The sequence below is a fragment of the Gilliamella sp. B2887 genome (assembly GCF_026537015.1).
In the GTDB taxonomy this organism is placed as follows: domain Bacteria; phylum Pseudomonadota; class Gammaproteobacteria; order Enterobacterales; family Orbaceae; genus Gilliamella.
On sequence record NZ_JAFNMX010000003.1, the window covers coordinates 36,160 to 55,417 of the forward strand.

General features: G+C 33.9%; 17 protein-coding genes, 1 tRNA gene and 1 pseudogene. 7 read left to right on the forward strand and 12 right to left on the reverse strand.

Annotated elements, in window-relative coordinates; translation table 11 throughout:
* Positions 1-49: 49 nt before the first annotated feature.
* Complete coding sequence (gene dnaJ, locus J3U13_RS03495) at positions 50-1,180, forward strand: molecular chaperone DnaJ (RefSeq protein WP_267340198.1); 1,131 nt, start codon at positions 50-52, stop codon at positions 1,178-1,180.
* Between the two features lie 582 nt (positions 1,181-1,762).
* Here dnaJ and grcA read toward each other — a convergent pair.
* Positions 1,763-2,146 carry an autonomous glycyl radical cofactor GrcA gene (grcA, locus tag J3U13_RS03500; RefSeq protein ID WP_025314317.1) on the reverse strand — a complete coding sequence of 128 codons (384 nt, stop codon included), beginning with the start codon at positions 2,144-2,146 and terminating at the stop codon, positions 1,763-1,765.
* A gap of 911 nt (positions 2,147-3,057) precedes the next feature.
* On the opposite strand from grcA, the gene J3U13_RS03505 reads away from it, so the two are divergent.
* The 4 genes and pseudogenes from J3U13_RS03505 to gntR all read left to right on the forward strand — a co-directional run bounded on the left by J3U13_RS03505 (position 3,058) and on the right by gntR (position 6,289).
* Positions 3,058-3,366 carry a hypothetical protein gene (locus J3U13_RS03505; RefSeq protein WP_416380568.1) on the forward strand — a complete coding sequence of 103 codons (309 nt, stop codon included), beginning with the start codon at positions 3,058-3,060 and terminating at the stop codon, positions 3,364-3,366.
* Positions 3,367-3,480: 114 nt separating this feature from the next.
* A pseudogene (locus J3U13_RS03510) lies at positions 3,481-4,516 on the forward strand (glycoside hydrolase family 88/105 protein).
* An 83-nt stretch (positions 4,517-4,599) separates the two neighbouring features.
* Positions 4,600-5,292, forward strand: a complete 693-nt coding sequence (gene ung / locus J3U13_RS03520; RefSeq protein ID WP_267340202.1) for a uracil-DNA glycosylase — start codon at positions 4,600-4,602, stop codon at positions 5,290-5,292.
* A gap of 1 nt (position 5,293) precedes the next feature.
* A complete protein-coding gene (gene gntR / locus J3U13_RS03525; protein WP_267340204.1) occupies positions 5,294-6,289 on the forward strand; it encodes a gluconate operon transcriptional repressor GntR in 996 nt (331 codons plus the stop codon).
* Between the two features lie 66 nt (positions 6,290-6,355).
* Here gntR and J3U13_RS03530 read toward each other — a convergent pair whose 3' ends face one another.
* Entirely contained in the window at positions 6,356-6,703 is a 348-nt protein-coding gene (locus tag J3U13_RS03530; protein WP_267340206.1) for a DUF805 domain-containing protein, read from the reverse strand.
* Positions 6,704-6,950: 247 nt separating this feature from the next.
* On the opposite strand from J3U13_RS03530, the gene upp reads away from it, so the two are divergent.
* The gene (gene upp / locus J3U13_RS03535; protein ID WP_267340208.1) at positions 6,951-7,577 is read left to right on the forward strand and encodes a uracil phosphoribosyltransferase; all 627 of its coding nucleotides are present in this window, start codon (positions 6,951-6,953) and stop codon (positions 7,575-7,577) included.
* A 111-nt stretch (positions 7,578-7,688) separates the two neighbouring features.
* A complete protein-coding gene (locus J3U13_RS03540) occupies positions 7,689-8,948 on the forward strand; it encodes a uracil-xanthine permease family protein (RefSeq protein ID WP_416380569.1) in 1,260 nt (419 codons plus the stop codon).
* A gap of 540 nt (positions 8,949-9,488) precedes the next feature.
* Here the strand turns inward: J3U13_RS03540 and lysS are convergent.
* The 10 genes from lysS to J3U13_RS03590 all read right to left on the reverse strand — a co-directional run bounded on the left by lysS (position 9,489) and on the right by J3U13_RS03590 (position 19,250).
* A complete protein-coding gene (lysS, locus tag J3U13_RS03545; protein WP_267340211.1) occupies positions 9,489-11,003 on the reverse strand; it encodes a lysine--tRNA ligase in 1,515 nt (504 codons plus the stop codon).
* A gap of 31 nt (positions 11,004-11,034) precedes the next feature.
* A protein-coding gene (gene prfB, locus J3U13_RS03550) for a peptide chain release factor 2 (RefSeq protein WP_324169957.1) occupies positions 11,035-12,133 on the reverse strand; the annotation gives its coding sequence in 2 pieces (ribosomal slippage) (positions 11,035-12,057 and positions 12,059-12,133; 1,098 coding nt in all).
* 298 nt (positions 12,134-12,431) lie between these two features.
* The gene (locus J3U13_RS03555) at positions 12,432-13,058 is read right to left on the reverse strand and encodes a Fe-Mn family superoxide dismutase (RefSeq protein ID WP_267340212.1); all 627 of its coding nucleotides are present in this window, start codon (positions 13,056-13,058) and stop codon (positions 12,432-12,434) included.
* A gap of 596 nt (positions 13,059-13,654) precedes the next feature.
* A complete protein-coding gene (locus J3U13_RS03560) occupies positions 13,655-14,380 on the reverse strand; it encodes a type 1 glutamine amidotransferase (protein ID WP_267340213.1) in 726 nt (241 codons plus the stop codon).
* Positions 14,381-15,017: 637 nt separating this feature from the next.
* Positions 15,018-15,093: transfer RNA gene (locus J3U13_RS03565), tRNA-Asn, on the reverse strand.
* 95 nt (positions 15,094-15,188) lie between these two features.
* Complete coding sequence (locus tag J3U13_RS03570; protein ID WP_267340214.1) at positions 15,189-15,779, reverse strand: YiiX/YebB-like N1pC/P60 family cysteine hydrolase; 591 nt, start codon at positions 15,777-15,779, stop codon at positions 15,189-15,191.
* Entirely contained in the window at positions 15,749-16,339 is a 591-nt protein-coding gene (locus J3U13_RS03575; protein WP_267340215.1) for a biotin transporter BioY, read from the reverse strand. The genes J3U13_RS03570 and J3U13_RS03575 overlap by 31 nt, the downstream gene beginning before the upstream one ends.
* Before the next feature lie 163 nt (positions 16,340-16,502).
* On the reverse strand, positions 16,503-17,135 hold the full coding sequence (locus J3U13_RS03580) for an MBL fold metallo-hydrolase (protein ID WP_267340217.1): 633 nt from the start codon (positions 17,133-17,135) through the stop codon (positions 16,503-16,505).
* Between the two features lie 20 nt (positions 17,136-17,155).
* A complete protein-coding gene (locus tag J3U13_RS03585) occupies positions 17,156-18,544 on the reverse strand; it encodes an MFS transporter (protein ID WP_267340219.1) in 1,389 nt (462 codons plus the stop codon).
* A gap of 163 nt (positions 18,545-18,707) precedes the next feature.
* Entirely contained in the window at positions 18,708-19,250 is a 543-nt protein-coding gene (locus tag J3U13_RS03590; RefSeq protein ID WP_274460535.1) for a bile acid:sodium symporter family protein, read from the reverse strand.
* Positions 19,251-19,258: the final 8 nt, after the last annotated feature.

The window sequence follows — 19,258 nt, forward strand, 5'->3', positions numbered from 1 at the left end:
ACTCAAGCCCGTTTAGTTGTTTATGTAATGATAAAAATAAAGGTTAATTATGGCGAAGAAAGATTATTATGAAATATTAGGCGTAAGCAAAACAGCCACTGAAAGTGAAATAAAAAAAGCCTATAAACGCCTAGCCATGAAATATCATCCTGACAAGAATCAGGATAATAAAGCCGAAGCTGAATCAAAATTTAAAGAAGTCAAAGAAGCATATGAAATTTTGACCGATGCCCAAAAGAAAGCTGCTTATGATCAATATGGACATGCAGCGTTTGAACAAGGTGGCGGTGCTGGAGCTGGTGGATTTGGCGGTTTCAGTGGTTTTGGTGGTGGTGCATTTGATGACCTATTTAGTGACTTCTTCGGTGGTGGGCGTGGACGCGGTCAAACCGCATCTCGAGGTGCAGATCTTCAATATAATATTACATTAACACTTGAAGAAGCGGCTAACGGTGTTAGCAAAGAAATTAAAGTACCAACTTGGGTCACATGTGATACTTGTCATGGGCAAGGTACTGAAAAGTCATCTGATGTAGTTACTTGTGATACCTGTCATGGTGCTGGCGTTGTCCAAATGCGTCAAGGATTTTTTGCTGTACAACAAGAATGCCCAACCTGCCATGGTCGTGGTAAAGTTGTTAAAAATCCATGTAAGAAGTGTCATGGTGAAGGTCGTGTACAAAAAAATAAAACACTATCAGTTACTATTCCAGCTGGTGTTGATACTGGTAATCGAATTCGACTTGCTGGTGAAGGTGAAGCTGGTTTAAATGGTGCTCCAGCTGGTGATTTATATGTTCAAGTACAAATCAAACAGCATGCGATTTTTGAACGTGATGGCACTAATTTACATTGTGAAATACCAATTAATATTGTTTTAGCGTCACTTGGTGGTGAAGTTGAGGTTCCAACCCTTAACGGTAAAGTAAGTTTAACTATTCCAGCCGAGACACAAACAGGCAAAATGTTCCGATTACGTGGTAAAGGTATTAAATCCTTACGTAGTAGTTCGGTTGGTGATCTTTACTGTCATGTAGTAGTTGAAACACCAGTTAACTTAACCAGTAAACAAAAAGAACTATTGAAAGAGTTAGGTGAAAGTTTTAAAGCAGATAAAAGCTCCAAACATAGTCCGAAAGAAAAAAACTTTTTTGATAAAGTGAAAAAGTTTTTTGGTTAATATTAATTAATAATAATAAAATCGAGCCACTAAGGCTTGATTTTGTTATTATTCTCATGTTGATTGTAAATTTTAATTTCTTTTTTCTTCTATACATCAAATATTCAAAATTTTCACTAAACTCAACTTGTCGTTATTATTTTTTGCGTTAGTTGGTTTCGTTTTATTTCCAGTAAATGTTAGAGAACTCTACAAGCATTTGGTAGGCTTATTTATCTAATATTATGGTGAAACAGACATACATGACCAATACCTATAATTACTGAATTGGTCAGGATAAAAAATTTAACTTGCTTATATAAATATTAATTATATGGAGGATTGGGTATTTTCACATTAATTTATTTATTAGGTTAAATCAATTGATTATGATGATTATTTTTGAAACGCTTATTTGTGGTGATCAATCTTATCAATTCGTTTTGATCAAATAATAGGGATGTTTGATTATGGACTTACAATTAAAAATATTAAAATGTTTAATATTGATATAAGTAAATTATTTTTTCATAAAAAAAAGGATAATTTTTAATTATCCTTTTTATGCTAATTATTATTAGGTTTAAAACATATTGATACTAATTACATTTTTGTAGTAAAAGTACGGGCAATAACATCACGTTGTTGTTCTGCTGTTAAAGAATTAAAACGTACAGCATAACCAGAAACACGGATAGTTAATTGTGGATATTTTTCAGGGTGTTTTACTGCATCTTCCAAAGTTTCACGACGAAGAACATTAACATTCAAATGTTGACCACCTTCAACTTTGATTGTTGGTGCTACATCTAAAGGTACTTCACGATATTCAAATTGACCAAGTTCAGCAGTTGGAATAATTTGATCTTCTTTATAAACAGATTTAGCAGCTACACAACGTGCTTCTTTAGTTGAATCATCTAATAACCAAAAAGAGTTAAGTAGTGCAGCATTGTCAGCTTTAGTAATTTGGATACCTGTAATCATTTTTAAATCCTCCTAACGGGCCTTATTGCCCTTATCTATTGTGAGTTAATATAGCACTTTCATAATTTGATTAAAGTCAAAATAAGCTATCAATTCAATAAGTAATACCTTTGGTTATTTTTTTTGCTTTAATTGCAATGCTTGTAAGCAACTCTTTAAATTTTTTAAAATTTATTGGTTAATTTATATGGATCTTTTTTTAAGAAAATTTAAAAAACACTTTGATAAGTAAAACACCAAAAATTAATTTGATCAATAAGAGATATAAATATGATCAGCTTAAAATTTAATCTCTTCTTGATTCATACATAATAAGTAATGACACTAAGTGTAAAAGCAAATTTAAATACCTTACCAAAAACTCATTATTACTTAGACAATGATATCTTGATGAACTAAAACACCATTATGGGCATTTTATATCAATCACCTGAGCAGTCGTACCTTCTGCCTTTGAATAAATTTTAAGACTTATACCTCAGCAGTGCAGATTAAACAGATTCATTTACTGGCAGCTTGGTATAATTGAATAAATATAATCACATCTGGTTTTTACCTAAATTCAACTTTCCGTCGGTTCCACCAGAAAAAATGATGGCTGGTCACGATAATCTGGTTTGGCATGCTAACAAATAAACTTCAATCTTGAGACGACAAAACGAGTTAAAAATAATTAATGCTTCAGCTTTCTCAAGACCTCCTATTAATGAAATAGCCACTCTTGGATTCGTCATATAAAAACTCACCATTTTGGTATGAGCTGCTTAGCTTATGGTGTCATTTTTATGACCCTTTAAGTGATATTCATATACTGTTGATTATTGTATCGGCGATAGCGGGATTAGGTCGAAGGGGGGATCAACTATATTCCTTGTAATATCCATACTTACATTTCTGATGTCGATGAAATTATTACCGGTAAACGTCGAGAAGGAATTTTTGCAGAAGTAATGATCTTCACACGGAAAGCTTCTCAAGCAGGGGCAGTAATGCTAATTGTCATTTGTTTGCAAAACTCAGGATTTGTTAAAGGACATAATGAGCAACCACTAGGGGTATCACAAACTATTTTAATCTTATTAATCGTTAGCACTATTTTTGTTTTAACTTTAGGTTTTTTAATTTCATTAAAATTTAAACTGGATTTGAAAACTCACAAAATATTAATTGATGAAATTAATAATATAAAAAAATTGGAACAAATTCAGAAAAAAGAATAAGTGATAAAGGAAAACCCATTATCGAAATGTTGACTGCAATGCCTGTTACCGAACTTTGGGGCAAAATAAATGAGTATTAGCTGTTTTATATAAATTTATAAAAGGATGAGAAAGATGCAAATATTTCCTGTAAAACATAGTAAATTGCTCTGTAAACCCGAGTATTTAGTTTCTAAATCTGAATTACAAAAATTGATTCAAAACATTATTAATAATTTAATTAATATAAAAGATGAAACAGGTGAATTTTTATTGCGACTGGATGATGGACAGGTTATTGATACTAAAGATTGGGATGGATGGGTATGGACCCATGGCATCGGTCTTTATGGTATGCATCAATTTTATCAACAGACTGGCGATAAGGTTACGTTAGAAATTATTGATAATTGGTTTGAACAGCGTTTGTCTGAAGGAACATCAACTAAAAATTCTGTTTTTTTGCCTTATTTAGAGAGTTGGACTGATTGGGTGATGTATGATATGCCTTGAACTAAATTTAGAGATTTACAACATATTGTTTATAATAATGAAAATCATCAACAACTTTGGGATGATACTTTGATGATGAGTGTATTACCAATTGTTAAAATTGGTAATACACTCAATAAATCTGAATATATTCAAGAAGCAATTTATCAAATATTGATTCATATTCAATATTTAATGGATCGTCAGACAGGTCTTTAGTTTCATGGTTGGACCTTTGACGGTAATCATCATTTTGTTAAAGCAAAATGGGCAAGGGGAAACAGTTGGTTGATCATAGTGATCCCGGAATTTATCGAACTACTTGATCTTCAGAAAAGATCCGATTCGTAAAATGCTTATTGAAATTTTAAATGCTCAAGTTGAAGCATTAGCCTAATATCAAGATGAAAGTGGTTTATGGCATACTATTATTGATGATACTACCTCATATTTGGAAACATCAGCAACAGCAGGTTTTGCTTATGGAATATTAAAATCAATTAGAAAACGCTATATATCGTATGATTATAAAATTATTGCTAAAAAAGCGATTAAAGGTGTGATGGCTAACATTAATGATGAAGGTAAACTCTTAAATGTCTCATTTGGAACGGCAATGGGTAACGATCTGGAGTATTATAAAAATATTCCACTAACATCCATGCCTAAAATTGATTAGCAATAGGTTTATTATGATTTTTAGGTATAATTAATACAACCATTAAATAATGTTGTTAAGCCACAAAAGAATATAGGTATTGTATGACGAATCAATTAACCTGGCATGATGTCATCGGTTCTGAAAAAGAAAAACCTTATTTTCAACAGATAATGCAATTTGTAGCATCGCAACGTGCTGAAGGAAAGATTATTTACCCTCCTAAGCACGATGTTTTTAATGCTTTTCGTTTTACTCCATTTAATGAAATCAAAGTTGTGATTTTAGGGCAAGATCCTTATCATGGTCCTAATCAAGCACATGGGCTTTCATTTTCAGTGTTACCAGGTATAAAACCACCGCCTTCTTTATTAAATATTTATAAAGAACTGTCTACTGATATTGAAGGATTTAACATTCCTTCTCATGGATACCTTGCCTCTTGGGCAAGTCAAGGCGTATTATTGTTGAACAATGTATTGACTGTAGAAGCAGGGCAAGCTCATTCACACGCTAAAATAGGTTGGGAAACATTTACCGATCACGTAATTGCTGCAATCGATCAATATCTTGAAGGGGTGGTTTTTTTGTTGTGGGGATCACCTGCGCAAAAGAAAGGACAGTTTATTGATCGTCAAAAACATCATGTATTAACTTCAGTTCATCCATCCCCTTTGTCTGCTCATCGTGGTTTTTTAGGATGTAAGCATTTTTCAAAAGCGAATGATCTTATTCGGCAACAAGGTAAAACACCAATAGATTGGCAACCGAAGCTTCCGGAAAACATTAATGTGTAGTATGAAAAAACGCCGTACAGGTTTGCAAGAAATAGCGGATTTTATAGGTATTAGTAAAATGACGGTAAGCCGTTTTTTACGTGATCCTAATCTTGTATCAAAACCACTTCAGTTGCAAATATCCGCGGCAATAGATGAACTTGGTTATATCCCTAATAAAGCGCCGGATATGCTGTCTAATGCAAAAAGTAATGCAATTGGTGTATTACTACCATCATTAACCAATCAGGTGTTTGCTGATGTATTAAAAGGTATCGAACTTGTAACAGACAAATATGGTTATCAAACCATGATTGCGCATACAGGATATAATCCGGAAAAAGAAGAAATGCGGTTACGGTCGTTACTAGCTTATAATATTGATGGATTAATATTAACTGAACGTACTCATACCGCTGCAACACGAAAAATGATTGAAATATCGGGCGTGCCCGTTGTTGAAATTATGGACAGTGTTTCGCCTTGCATTGATATGGCTGTGGGTTTTGATAATTATGGGGTAACTAAAAATATGGTCAATTGTATGATTAAAAAAGGGTATAAACATATTGCTTATTTTAGTGCTCGTCAGGATGATAGAAGTATTATTCGCCAGCAAGGTTATGAACAAGCTATGCAAGAAGCTGGGCTTTTTGCCAAAACTTTTGCAACAAAAAAATCTTCATCTTACTCATTAGGTAAGCAATTACTTCATCAAGCATTGAAAGAGTATCCACAAATTGATGGTGTTTTTAGTACTAATGATGATTTAGCGCTCGGGGTATTGTTTGAATGTCAACGATTGGACATAAAAGTACCTAAACAATTGGCTATTGCGGGTTTCCATGGGCACGATGTTGGACAAGTTGTCACGCCAAAATTAGCTTCTATTTTGACACCGAGGATGAAAATTGGTCAGAAATCAGCAGAAATGTTATTACAATGTATTAATGGTGAGCAGATTGATCAGAATGTAATTGATTTGCCAGTTGAGTATTTAAACGGCGAAAGCATTTGATAATATAGCTGATGCATAAACTAACCTCATTATTTTAAAATAATCAGGTTAGTGTCCATGAGTTATTTATAACTCTTTAGGATATTGACCAAATCGGTTAAGTCCGGGTGTTGAATCCATTAAGAAAAAGATGAATAATATAATATTGCCAAATGGAACAAGCTGTAGCAGTAACCACCAACCTGATTTGTCTGTATCATGTAAACGTCGTACTGACACAGCCAAAGTAGGGAGTGTTGTTGCTAACAAAAATATGGTTGTTATATTTAAGTCTAGTCCCAACGACTTATCAAGTATTATTGTAAAAAAGGAGGCAATAAGAATAAATAACATATACATCCAATACTCTTTTCGACGTGCTCTTCCTTTAAAATTTATGTAATTTTTTGTAATACAATCAATAAACCAGCCCATTTTTTATCATCCTTGTTAATTTAATTAAAAAAAAATCCTATTGATTTGATATTTTAATAAAAAAAAATTGAAAATAAAACTGATTTTTATCATTAAAATTTCTTTTTTTTATTATATTACTAATAGTTATGTTATCAGAACTGTTGTTGATTTCAGGTTTTCATAAAGTCAGATTTATGTTAGAATTATCGCTCAGTGGTTATTTATACCTACTAATTTATCTTCAAAGAATAACACTGAGGCCCCCATGAAAATTGTTGAAGTAAAACACCCTCTTGTACGTCATAAAATCGGCTTAATGCGTGAAAGTGATATTAGCACAAAAGATTTCCGTGACCTTGCCAGTGAAGTAGGCAGCTTATTAACTTATGAAGCAACGGCAAATCTACCGACCGAAACTGTAACCATAGAAGGTTGGTGTGGTCCAGTTCAGGTAGAACGCATTAAAGGCAAAAAAATTACTGTAGTGCCAATTTTGCGTGCAGGTTTAGGTATGATGGATGGTGTATTGGAACATGTACCTAGTGCAAGAATTAGCGTCGTTGGTTTTTATCGTAATGAGGAAACTCTTGAACCTGTGCCTTATTTCCAAAAATTAACTTCTGATATTGAAGAACGAATGGCTTTGGTTGTTGATCCAATGCTTGCAACCGGTGGTTCAATGGTTGCAACTATTGATCTGCTTAAGAAAGCGGGTTGTAAAAATATCAAAGTATTGGTTTTAGTTGCTGCTCCAGAAGGAATTAAAACGCTTGAGCAGGCGCATCCAGATGTGGAACTTTATACCGCTTCAATTGATGAAAGATTGAATGATAAAGGCTACATCTTACCTGGGCTTGGTGATGCCGGAGACAAGATATTTGGCACCAAATAAAATTTCAAATTTTAGACCGGTTTATCCGGTTTTTTTATGCCTGTTAATTAATTATCAAATTCTTTATGAGCTACAGATTAAGTTGAAAAGGAGATTGTCAACGTGGTAAAAATCACAATAGATGAAGTAAAGCATGATGCCCCTCTGTCTAAATTTTCATGGCAGGATATTTTCACTGGTGCTCAAATGTTATTTGTCGCATTTGGTGCATTAGTTTTAGTTCCTTTATTAACTGGATTAAACCCCAATGTCGCACTTTTTACAGCTGGTGTTGGAACGTTATTGTTTCAACTTACTACTAAAGGAAAAGTACCAGTATTTTTAGCTTCTTCCTTTGCTTTTATTGCGCCGATTTCTTTTGGTGTAGCACAGTGGGGAATACCGGCAACGCTAGGAGGTTTAGTTGCTGCCGGTTTTGTGTTTATGTTTTTTGCTTTTTTAGTAAAAATTAACGGAAATAATGTCATTAATCGAATTTTACCACCAGTGGTGACGGGTCCTATTATTATGGTTATTGGATTATCGCTGGCCCCTGTTGCTGTCGGCATGGCAATGGGTAAAGATAGTGGCTTAATGGCTGAAAATTATCAGTTAATTATTATTTCAATGGCATCACTAATCACTACCTTAGCTATGGCGATTTGGGCAAAAGGTTTTTTTAAATTAGTGCCTATTATTGCCGGTATCATCGTAGGGTATGTATTTTCCTGCTTATTTGGTATTGTCAATTTTCAACCTGTTATTGATGCTCCTTGGTTTAAAGTTCCTGATTTCACGTTTCCAACATTTCAATGGCAGTCTATTTTATATATGATTCCAATTGTTATCGCACCAACTATCGAACATGTAGGTGATATTATGGCAATTAGTTCTGTTACTGGTAAAGATTATACCCGTGAACCCGGCTTACAACGTACTTTGTTAGGTGATGGATTGGCAACTTCTACTGCTGGATTTTTTGGAGGTCCACCTTGTATTACTTACGCTGAAGTTATTGGTGCAGTAACATTAACTCGTAATTTTAAAACAAGAGTGATGACGTGGGCTGCAATTTGGGCGATTTTAATGTCTTTTGTTGGAAAGATTGGCGCTTTTTTAAGCTCTATTCCAACAGTAGTTATGGGGGGCATTATGGTACTCTTGTTTGGATCAATTGCATCGGTAGGCATTAATATTTTAGTCAAACATAAAGTGGATTTATCCGTTTCCCGTAATATGTGTATTGTTTCGTTAGTTTTAGTCTTTGGTATTGGTGGAATGATTTTTGATTTTGGCTCGTATGCCCTTCAAGGAATTAGCTTGTGTGGCATTTTAGCTATCGTATTAAATTTAATTTTACCTCATCACACTAAACCAACCAATGTTGGTTAATCTAAATTAATAGACCGTTTATGAAGAACATCATGAACGGTTATTCTTTTTTCTTATAACAGACTATTTTATTAATATCGCCGTGACTTTATGTCAGTGATGACTTTCTTTTAAAAAGTTTAAGTCTTCGATAAAGATCTTTAGTTAAACTTTTTCTTTTATTATTAAAAAATAACTTAATCAATATTGATTAGGAACGTTAACCATGGTTTTTAATAGATGAATTAGCAAATTTAATTATTATGATTAATTATTGACTCATTGATTTTAAAGATAATGGTTAAAAGGCTGTAAGCATGATTTGTGAAGTTTTGAGTTAGTATGATTAATTGTATTTTACTTTAATTTAATTGATTACTGTGAACAAAAACATTTAACGTAATTATATGATTTTAATTAAATGGGAAACAGTTGAATAAAGGTAATATCCATTAATTTTTATTAGAATAAATCTTGTAAAAAAGTTTGAGGTTAACTATACGTTTGAGTATAAAACCTCACTTATTATAAAATAAGTGAGGTTTATTAAAGTAAAAAATTCTATTTTATTGGGCGCATGGTCGGGAATAGAATTACGTCACGAATGGTATGGCTGTTAGTAAATAACATCACAGTACGATCGATACCAATACCGAGTCCTGCCGTTGGCGGTAAACCATGTTCAAGTGCTGTGATATAATCATCATCATAAAACATCGCTTCATCATCTCCTGCATCTTTTTGTGATACTTGATCAGCAAAACGTTGTGCTTGATCTTCAGCATCATTAAGTTCTGAAAAGCCGTTACCAATTTCACGTCCACCAATAAAGAATTCAAAGCGGTCTGTTACAAACGGGTTTTCATCGTTTCGACGAGCAAGTGGTGAGACTTCTGCCGGGTATTCGGTGATAAATGTTGGTTGAATAAGGTTAGCTTCAGCCACTTCTTCAAATATTTCAGTTACCACTCGACCAAGTCCCCAGCCTTTTTCCACTTTGATTCCTACGGCTTTTGCAATCGCACAGGCTTTGTCAAAATCATCTAAATCAGCATTGTTAGTTTCTGGACGATAATGGCAGATTGCTTCACGCATGGTCATTTTGATAAATGGTTTGCCGAAATCAAAAGTGTGTTCGCCATATTGCACTACTGCATTCCCCGTCACGGCAATGGCTAAACGACGGAATAACGCTTCAGTTAATACAATCAAATCTTTATAATCGGCATAAGCCATGTACATTTCCATCATGGTAAATTCAGGATTATGTCTTGGCGATACCCCTTCGTTTCGGAAATTGCGGTTGATTTCAAATACACGCTCAAATCCACCTACCACTAGACGTTTTAAGTAAAGTTCTGGCGCAATTCGTAAATACATGTCTAGATCAAGCGCATTATGGTGCGTAATAAATGGTTTGGCTGATGCACCACCTGGGATGACTTGCATCATCGGGGTTTCAACTTCCATAAAGTGGTTTTCTAACATGAAGTTACGAATTTCAGTTACCACTTTTGAGCGCGCAATAAAGGTGTCACGTGATTGTTGATTAGTAATTAAATCAAGGTAACGTTGACGATAGCGCATTTCTTGATCTGCTAAGCCGTGGAATTTATCGGGTAATGGGCGTAATGCTTTTGTTAGTAGGCGGATTTCTTCACAGTGGATTGATAGTTCACCTGTTTTGGTTTTGAATAAGTAGCCTTTAGCACCAACGATGTCACCAAGATCCCATTTTTTGAATTGTTCATTATAAAAGTTTTCAGGTAGATCATCACGAGTAACATAAAGTTGGATTTGCCCTGCAACATCTTGTAATGATACAAATGAGGCTTTACCCATAATACGGCGCATCATCATTCGACCCGCAACGGTTACAATAATTTTATTTTCAATTAATTCTTCGTTAGTTTTATCATCATACAATTTATGAAGATCGCTTGAAATTGCGTCACGGCGAAAGTCATTAGGGAAAGCAATACCTTGCTCACGAATATGTGCAAGCTTTTCACGACGTATTGTAAGCTCGTTATTTAACTCTTCAATAGGGTTTTGTTGCTCTTGCTGTGTTGACATAATTTTACCTTTTCTTTATCACCAAGCAGGGTTATAAACCTGCTTTTAAGCTTTCTTCAATAAATTGATCTAAATCACCGTCTAAAACGGCTTGGGTATTGCGTGTTTCTACACCAGTACGTAAATCTTTAATCCTTGAGTCATCAAGGACATATGAACGAATTTGACTGCCCCAACCGATATCGGATTTATTGTCTTCCATCTGCTGTTTTTCTGCATTTTTTTTCTGCATTTCAAGCTCATACAATTTAGCTTTTAACTGCTTCATGGCTTGATCTTTATTACTGTGCTGAGAACGATTATTTTGACATTGTGTTACTATGCCAGTTGGAATATGTGTAATGCGTACCGCTGATTCAGTTCTATTAACATGCTGACCACCCGCACCGGATGCACGATAAACATCAATACGGAGATCGGTAGGGTTGATATCAATATCAATATTATCATCAATTTCAGGGTAGACAAAGACTGATGCAAATGATGTATGACGGCGGTTACCTGAATCAAATGGACTTTTACGTACTAAGCGGTGAACTCCTGTTTCGGTGCGCAACCAACCATAAGCATAATCGCTAGATACCTTAATTGTCGCTGATTTTATACCAGCAACATCACCATCGGATACTTCCATTACTTCGGTTGTGAAACCTTTTGATTCGGCCCAGCGCAAATACATTCTGAGTAGCATTTCTGCCCAATCTTGTGCTTCAGTACCACCTGAACCCGATTGGATATCCAAATAACAGTCAGCACTATCATAATCACCTGAAAACATACGGCGGAATTCAAGCCCGGCTAGTTTTTTTTCTAATTGTTCAAGTTCTAAATTGGCTTCATCAAAAGTGTCTTGATCTTCAGCTTCAACAGCAAGCTCAAGCAAGCCTTCGACATCGTCAAGCCCTTGCTCTAATGAATTAATGGTATTAATGATATCTTCAAGTGTTACTCGTTCTTTACCTAAAGCTTGTGCTTTTTCAGGATTTGCCCAGACTTCAGATTGCTCTAATTCGGCGTTGACTTCTTCTAGTCGTTCTTTTTTTAGATCATAGTCAAAGATACCCCCGAATCACAGCACTGCGTTCGGTAAGTTCTGCTATTTTTGATTTAACCGGATTAATTTCAAACATGTTTTAAATTGGATACTCAGTTTATGATTTTTAGATAAGCTTTCATTGTAGCGGATTTAAGTATAATTTAGCAATTACCAATTTAGGCTTGGTGTATGGTGATTCAATAATTTTATCCAACAAAGTGGAAGATAAAATAACATTATCAAAAAGAAGTGAACATGAATAAAAAACAGTTCAAGTTCTAACAATGAGTTAATCGTGATATCGGCACAATAGTAAAGAATCATTACTAAAAACTCATAATGACGCGAGAGGCGTCATTATGAAGTAATTTGGATAAAATGATCGATAAAAATTATTTTTTAGCTTCTGCGTATAACTCAGCAACTTTATCCCAATTAATGACATTCCAAAATGCACCAATGTAATCGGCACGACGGTTTTGATATTTTAAATAGTAAGCATGTTCCCAAACGTCAAGAGCCAAAATTGGTGTGCCAGATACACCAGCAAATTTTTCACCCATAATTGGTGAATCTTGGTTAGCCGTAGAAACAACCTCAAGCTTACCATTCTTGAGTACTAACCAAGCCCAACCTGAACCAAAGCGGGTTGCTGCAGCAGCAGAAAATTTCTCTTTAAAAGCATCAATTGAACCAAAATCTTTTTCAATGGCCGTTTTCAACTCACCTTTGAGTTCAGTTCCGACTTTTAACAACTCCCAGAACAAAGTGTGATTAACATGACCACCAACGTTGTTTTTAAGACCGGTAACTTTGTCAGATGGGACTTTATCTAGATTTTTTAGTAAAGTTTCAGGACAAAAATCTTTAACTTCAGTAGGTAACGATTCTAATAAAGCGTTAGCATTGTTTACATAAGTTTGATGATGTTTATCATGATGAAGATGCATGGTTTCAGTATCAATATAAGGCTCTAAAGCATCATAAGCATAGGGTAGAGGGGGTAATGTATAAGCCATGAAATTGCTCCTTTCATTTATTGAGTTTTTTTAACTTTTTATGCTAAAAGTATACGAGCTATTACTGGTGTCCACAAACTATTATTTAGATAGTTCATGACTATCTAAGCAATAGCTATATTTTTAAACACAGTACAACGTTTGAATTAAAGCAAAAAAGATTTAAATCATCTACATTAATTTTAAATCAAACTGATTTTTATTAATGATAATAGATAAAAGCATTATCATTACCGGATTTTATAAGTGGTTTTTTTTTAACGTTGTTCATCAACTCGATAGAGCTTGAATGGCTAGATTGAAAAGCGTCGATTCAGTTTAGTGATAAGGCCATCAAGTTTTTCAATTATTAAACTAAAATTAGTGATTTTATTACATTATCGATACCTATCAACATGGTTAAGTACTTGTGACAAAAATAACACCCTATTGTTTATGGGGATAGCAACAAGTATTTTTTATCAACAACACAATTGGATTAGATATTTAGTATAAAATACTTTTCATTTTGCTTTAATCTTAACTAATTGTATTATTGAGATTTTCGAACAATATTGCCATGCGTCATTTCATTTTCCTAATGGTTAACTTTCTATCTATTTTGGGCTTGATAGATAATCTAAACTCAACTTATCAAGAAAAACAAAAAGTTTTAAATTCATTTGGCTGTAATCATGATTACGTAACATATCTGGTGTATCAACAAAGCGATAATTCGCAGCTTGATTGAGATCATTTAGTGAATGAGAGATAAGTTTTTCAACTACTTTGTGTGTTAACTCCAAATGACATTGAAAACCATAAACGAATTTACTGTAAGCAATAATTTGCCGCGGACAGCCTTCACTATAAGCAATTATTTGAGCATCTTTAGTTAATCCTGGCATATCATTGTGCCAATGACCTACCGCTAATTTATCACCGAAATGCGTAAATAGAGAATGATGCTTGCCCACATCAGTTAATGTAATTGGAAATTTGCCAATTTCTTTTTCTGGACTGTGTTCATGAGTGGCACCTAATGCTTCACCAATCAATTGTGATCCTAAGCAAACACCAATAACAACTTTATCTGATTGAATTGCTGATAAAATTACTGCTTGTTCAGCTAATGAATCAAAATACGTACATTCTTGCTTTGTCGTTGCCGGGGATTGTGGTCCACCCATAATAATTAAAAAATCAATGTGATTGATATTATCAGGTAGTGCTTCGCCAAGATAAACGCGAGAATAACTAATAGTATGTTGGTGTATTTTTGCCCATTGTTCGTAGGCGCCTGGTGTTTCAAATTCTTCATGAATAATAAAATGGATATGCATAGATCTCTAATATATTGAAATTATTAAATTAGTAAATAAGAAATTTAATATTAATTATCTTAAAAAAACACTCAACACTATATTAAGCGATAACAGGGATAAAAACAAAATATTTGTATTTCAATAATTGCATATGTAATGATAAATTCGATGAGTACCGTTATATTCATCTTTAATTACATCGTTTAAACCATTTTTTAAAATAAGAAAAATAACATTATTTTTCTATAAACTCGTCTTCATCATTATTTTAACTAAGTGGTTAATTTATAATCTTAAAATTAAATTAAATTAAATTAAATGACATGAATAAATAAAGGTTACGAAAAATTGATATTTTCATGTTCATAGTTTGATGTGATTTAGTTTGCTAACAAAGCAATATTAATTATGCTAATAATGATTATTTGACTATCGCATGATAAAAAGAAAACCAAATATATTAGAAGAAAATTATACCAACGATGATTATGGTACTTTTTTTAATTATTTTTATAGCGGATAAATTAAATCATCGTATCAAGTCAGTAAGTTTTGTTTACTTGTTTAATTAAAATTTTTAGTATGGGGATTAATAAGAATAAGCAAGAAGTGAAAGGTAAAAATCTTCGCTACAAATGGAAATAATGTGAAAAGTTGGCTCCTCCAACAGGACTTGAACCTGTGACATACGGATTAACAGTCCGCCGTTCTACCGACTGAACTATGGAGGAATCCAATGTGGCGTGCATATTATAGATTTACTGGGGTTATGTCAATAGTTAATTATCGGAAATTCTTTGTTTGATTAATTTTTAACTTATTATCATTATTTAATTGTTAGGATAGTCTTAAATAGTTTCTTTTGTCTTAATAGTTGTTGTGGATGTGATCCAAGCTCCCCTTGAGGGATCATTTGTTTTAGTTCTCGATAATAATTGATCCAATATGGGAGAATCTGACCAGTGGTTAAATTCTTAAAGTTCATAGGATAAAGGTTGAAATAGTCTTTACCTGATTCATATTTAAAAGCATAAGTAATAAGTTGACTACAGTAAAATCCTTTCGCATCTGAACGAAAACTATGGTTATAGGGTAATCCTAAACAGTCTTGAACACGAATTAATGCATTTTTAATGACAACGTTATTGTTAATAGTTGCAACCCAATTATATTGAGCTGTTGCTAAAAAAGATTTAATAGGTTGCTTAATAACTCCATGTTTTGGGGTCGCTTCAATGACCAGATCGTTGCCAATATATAAGCCGACATGGTTTATTTGATTCATTATGTCGTTTGAATTCATCAAGGAACCAGAATGAGTAATTGCTTTATTAAACTCGCTTTGCTCATTCTGAGATTGAAAAATGATATCACCAACTTGCATCTTTATCGGTGTTTTCTTGCATGATAACGCCATAATGAAAACATAACACAAGTAGCAATGATAAACTTGAGCGCATCAACACCTACGAAAGGAAAATAACCTACTTGTAATGCTTCAGTAAGTGAAATATGTAAATAACCCATTAAATAAGTTACGCCAAATACAAAGATTAATTGATGGGCACAAGCAAAGGCGATCAATCCTAAAAGAAAGCGACGATCGTAACCTTTCTCGGCAGCAAATCCAGCAATATAAGCACTAAATGCATACCCATATAGATAACCAGCAGAAGGCGATACTAGTGCCATAAATCCACTGCTGCCATTGGCAAACAGTGGCAATCCCATTGCGCCTAAAAACAGGTATTGAAGTATGGCTAATGCACCGAGTTTACGACCTAAAAAAGCGCCAATTAGCAATACGGCTAATGATTGTAAAGTAAATGGCACAGGGTAGGTTGGAATACTTACATTAGCTGCTACACCTAACAGTAATGCGGAACTTGTTGTAGCCAAGAGCTTACGTTGCCATGAGGATAAATCAATCATTGTTGTGATAAATGTTGGATAATAAGACGTCATTTGTTTATTCATTGTTTTCTACCTTTAATACCTAAATCATAGCGTTATAATAGCGCAATGTTTTAAGTTGTAAACTATTTTTTATTTTAAAAGTTTACTTATATAATGGTTAAGGCGAGATCCATTATCACACTTTCATATAAAAAATGTGATAACAAAAGAAATAATGGATTGTTTAAACTAAATATGGGTTATTGTATTGCTCATTACCAAATGTGGACATAGGGCCATGTCCCGGCACAAAAATAAAATCTTCACCAAGTGGCAATAACTTGTTTTTAATTGACGAAATTAAATCAGAATGGTTACCACGTGGAAAATCTGTGCGTCCAATACTATTTTTAAAAAGTACATCACCGACAAATGCCAGTTTATCTTGCTTATTGATCAATACGATATGACCTGGTGTGTGTCCCGGACAAAATAGCACATCAAGGGTGATATTTCCTACTTGGATTTGATCCCCTTCTTTTAACCAACGATCGGGTAAAAAACTTTCGGTATAAGGAAAACCTAATTGCATAGATTGTTGTGGTAAGGCTGTAAATAAGAACTCATCTTCTTGACTAGGACCAAAGATTTTAACATCATAATGTTTCGCTAATTCAGTGGCGGCGCCCACATGATCTAAATGACCGTGTGTTAATAAAATCTGTTTGATATTAACCCCGAGCTTTTCAACCGCTTTCTTGAGTAATTCTGGCTCTCCACCGGGATCGATAAAAGCAGCCTCATTTGATTCGTTACACCAGATAATACTGCAATTTTCTTGAAAATCCGTAACTGGAATGATTTGATACTGAAACATAATCGTTATCTCCTTGTCGCTTAATGGCGAGCCGTTAAATTCTGACCATCTTGTTTTTTTAATTGAGCAAAAATCACGCTTGATAGCATAGTTACAATACCTAGTATAACAAAGGTTAATTGAAAAGCGTGAATAGTCGTTGTTGTTTTACCAAATAATCTTACCAATAAAGCACCAAAACCAGTACCAAAACTGATAGCTAACTGTTGATTGACAGCCATTAAACTATTACCACTACTTGTGCTTTCTCCTTGTAAATTGGCTAACGTTATACTGTTCATTGAAGTAAATTGCATTGAATTGATGCCTCCAATACAAAATAGCAAAACACCTAATATCAAAAGAGGAGTAGTTAAATTTAATAATGACATTAAAAGGATCAAAATTCCTGCTAAGATGGTATTTGCCATTAGTACAAAACGATAGCCTAAACGAGCAAGAATCCGAGTAATAAAAAACCTTGTACAAATCGATGCAATTGCCATTGGCATGAGCATCATTCCAGCAAAAATTGCCGAATAACCAAAACCAACTTGTAGAAATAAAGGAATAAGAAAAGGCACTCCAGAAATACCTAATCGACAGACTAAATTACCGATAATGCCTATTTTAAACGTTCGTATATCAAATAAAGAGAGAGGAAATAGAGGGGCTTGTTTCTTTTTTGCATAGCTGCGATAAATAAATAAAAAAACTAGACTAGTGACAGCAAGACCCAGCGGTAAATAATATTGTTGACCTTGATTTAAACATTCAACACTAAGGGTTGCACTAATAAAAGTGATAATGATAAAGATAAATCCAAATGAATCAAAAGGCATTCGTTTGCCTTTTATATTAGGCATATATTTTAAGCTAATCATTATCCCGACAATACCAATTGGTAAATTAATAAAAAAGATCCAGTGCCAACTTACCATATCTACAAGGTAGCCTCCTAAAACCGGTCCTAGTACTGGACCGATTAAACCTGGAATCGTTGCTGTGTTTAACGCGGCTAAGAACTCATTGCGTTTAAATGCTTTAATCAAAACTAAACGTGAAACAGGTACCATCATTGATCCGCCGACACCTTGAATAACCCGTGATATATCTAAAAAAAATAATGAATTGGACAAGGCACAAAGTAGTGATCCTAAGGTAAAAAGCGATACAGCCATTACAAAAATATTTCGTGTCCCGAATTGGTCCGATAAAAAGCCGCTTACTGGAATAAATAACGCTAATGTTATTGCATAACATATTACTGCTGATTGCATGTTTAGCGGTGATTCTTTGAGATCTTTAGCCATAGTTGGCAAAGCCGTATTTAAAATTGAGGTATCAAGTGATTGCATAAAAAATGCAAATGCAGCAATCCAAGGTAATATTCGATAAACAAAGGGTGGTAACTGGAATTCGCTATTCATTTTTTCAGCCTAAAATTGATTGTTATGCTGGAAGAGAAGGATCATAGTAAATCCTAAGGTTATACTCTCATATCGATTATTATTAAGTAAGAGAGTGAGTAAATGTTATTTTACAATATTCACAATTAATTGTTAGATTTTTTCTTACTTTTAACGGGTTTCCCTAAATAATAGGAATGAGAACAATTTGGATAAGATGCACTAACATATCCCAAACGGGAACTTCAACCGTTGTACCAACGAGTAAAAGAGTGAGAATTGGAGTAACCACTACACCGATAAGAGTTGAAACTGATGAGACAGTAACTGACAACGCCACATCACCTTTAGCTAGATAGATCATCACATTGGAGGCTGTACCGCTAGCTACGCTACCAACTAGAACCAGCCCGACTAATAACTCAGGTCGCATAGTAAGTAATTTAGATAAGATTAAAGCAGTGAATGGCATAACAATATAATGCAGTAAGATACAAATGATGACTGCCTTAGGTTTCGCCACCACTCTTTTAAAATCATTAATACTTAACGTTACTCCCATAGAAAACATTACAAACATCAATAAGTGTGATGTTTGTGGTCGAACTGGAAGGAATGCATTAGGTAATAAATAGGCAACTATTGCGCAAAGAATTGCCCATAACGGAAATAATCGAGTAAGCGAAATAATGGTTTGCACAAAAATACGACTACGGCGTTGAAACATAAAGCATC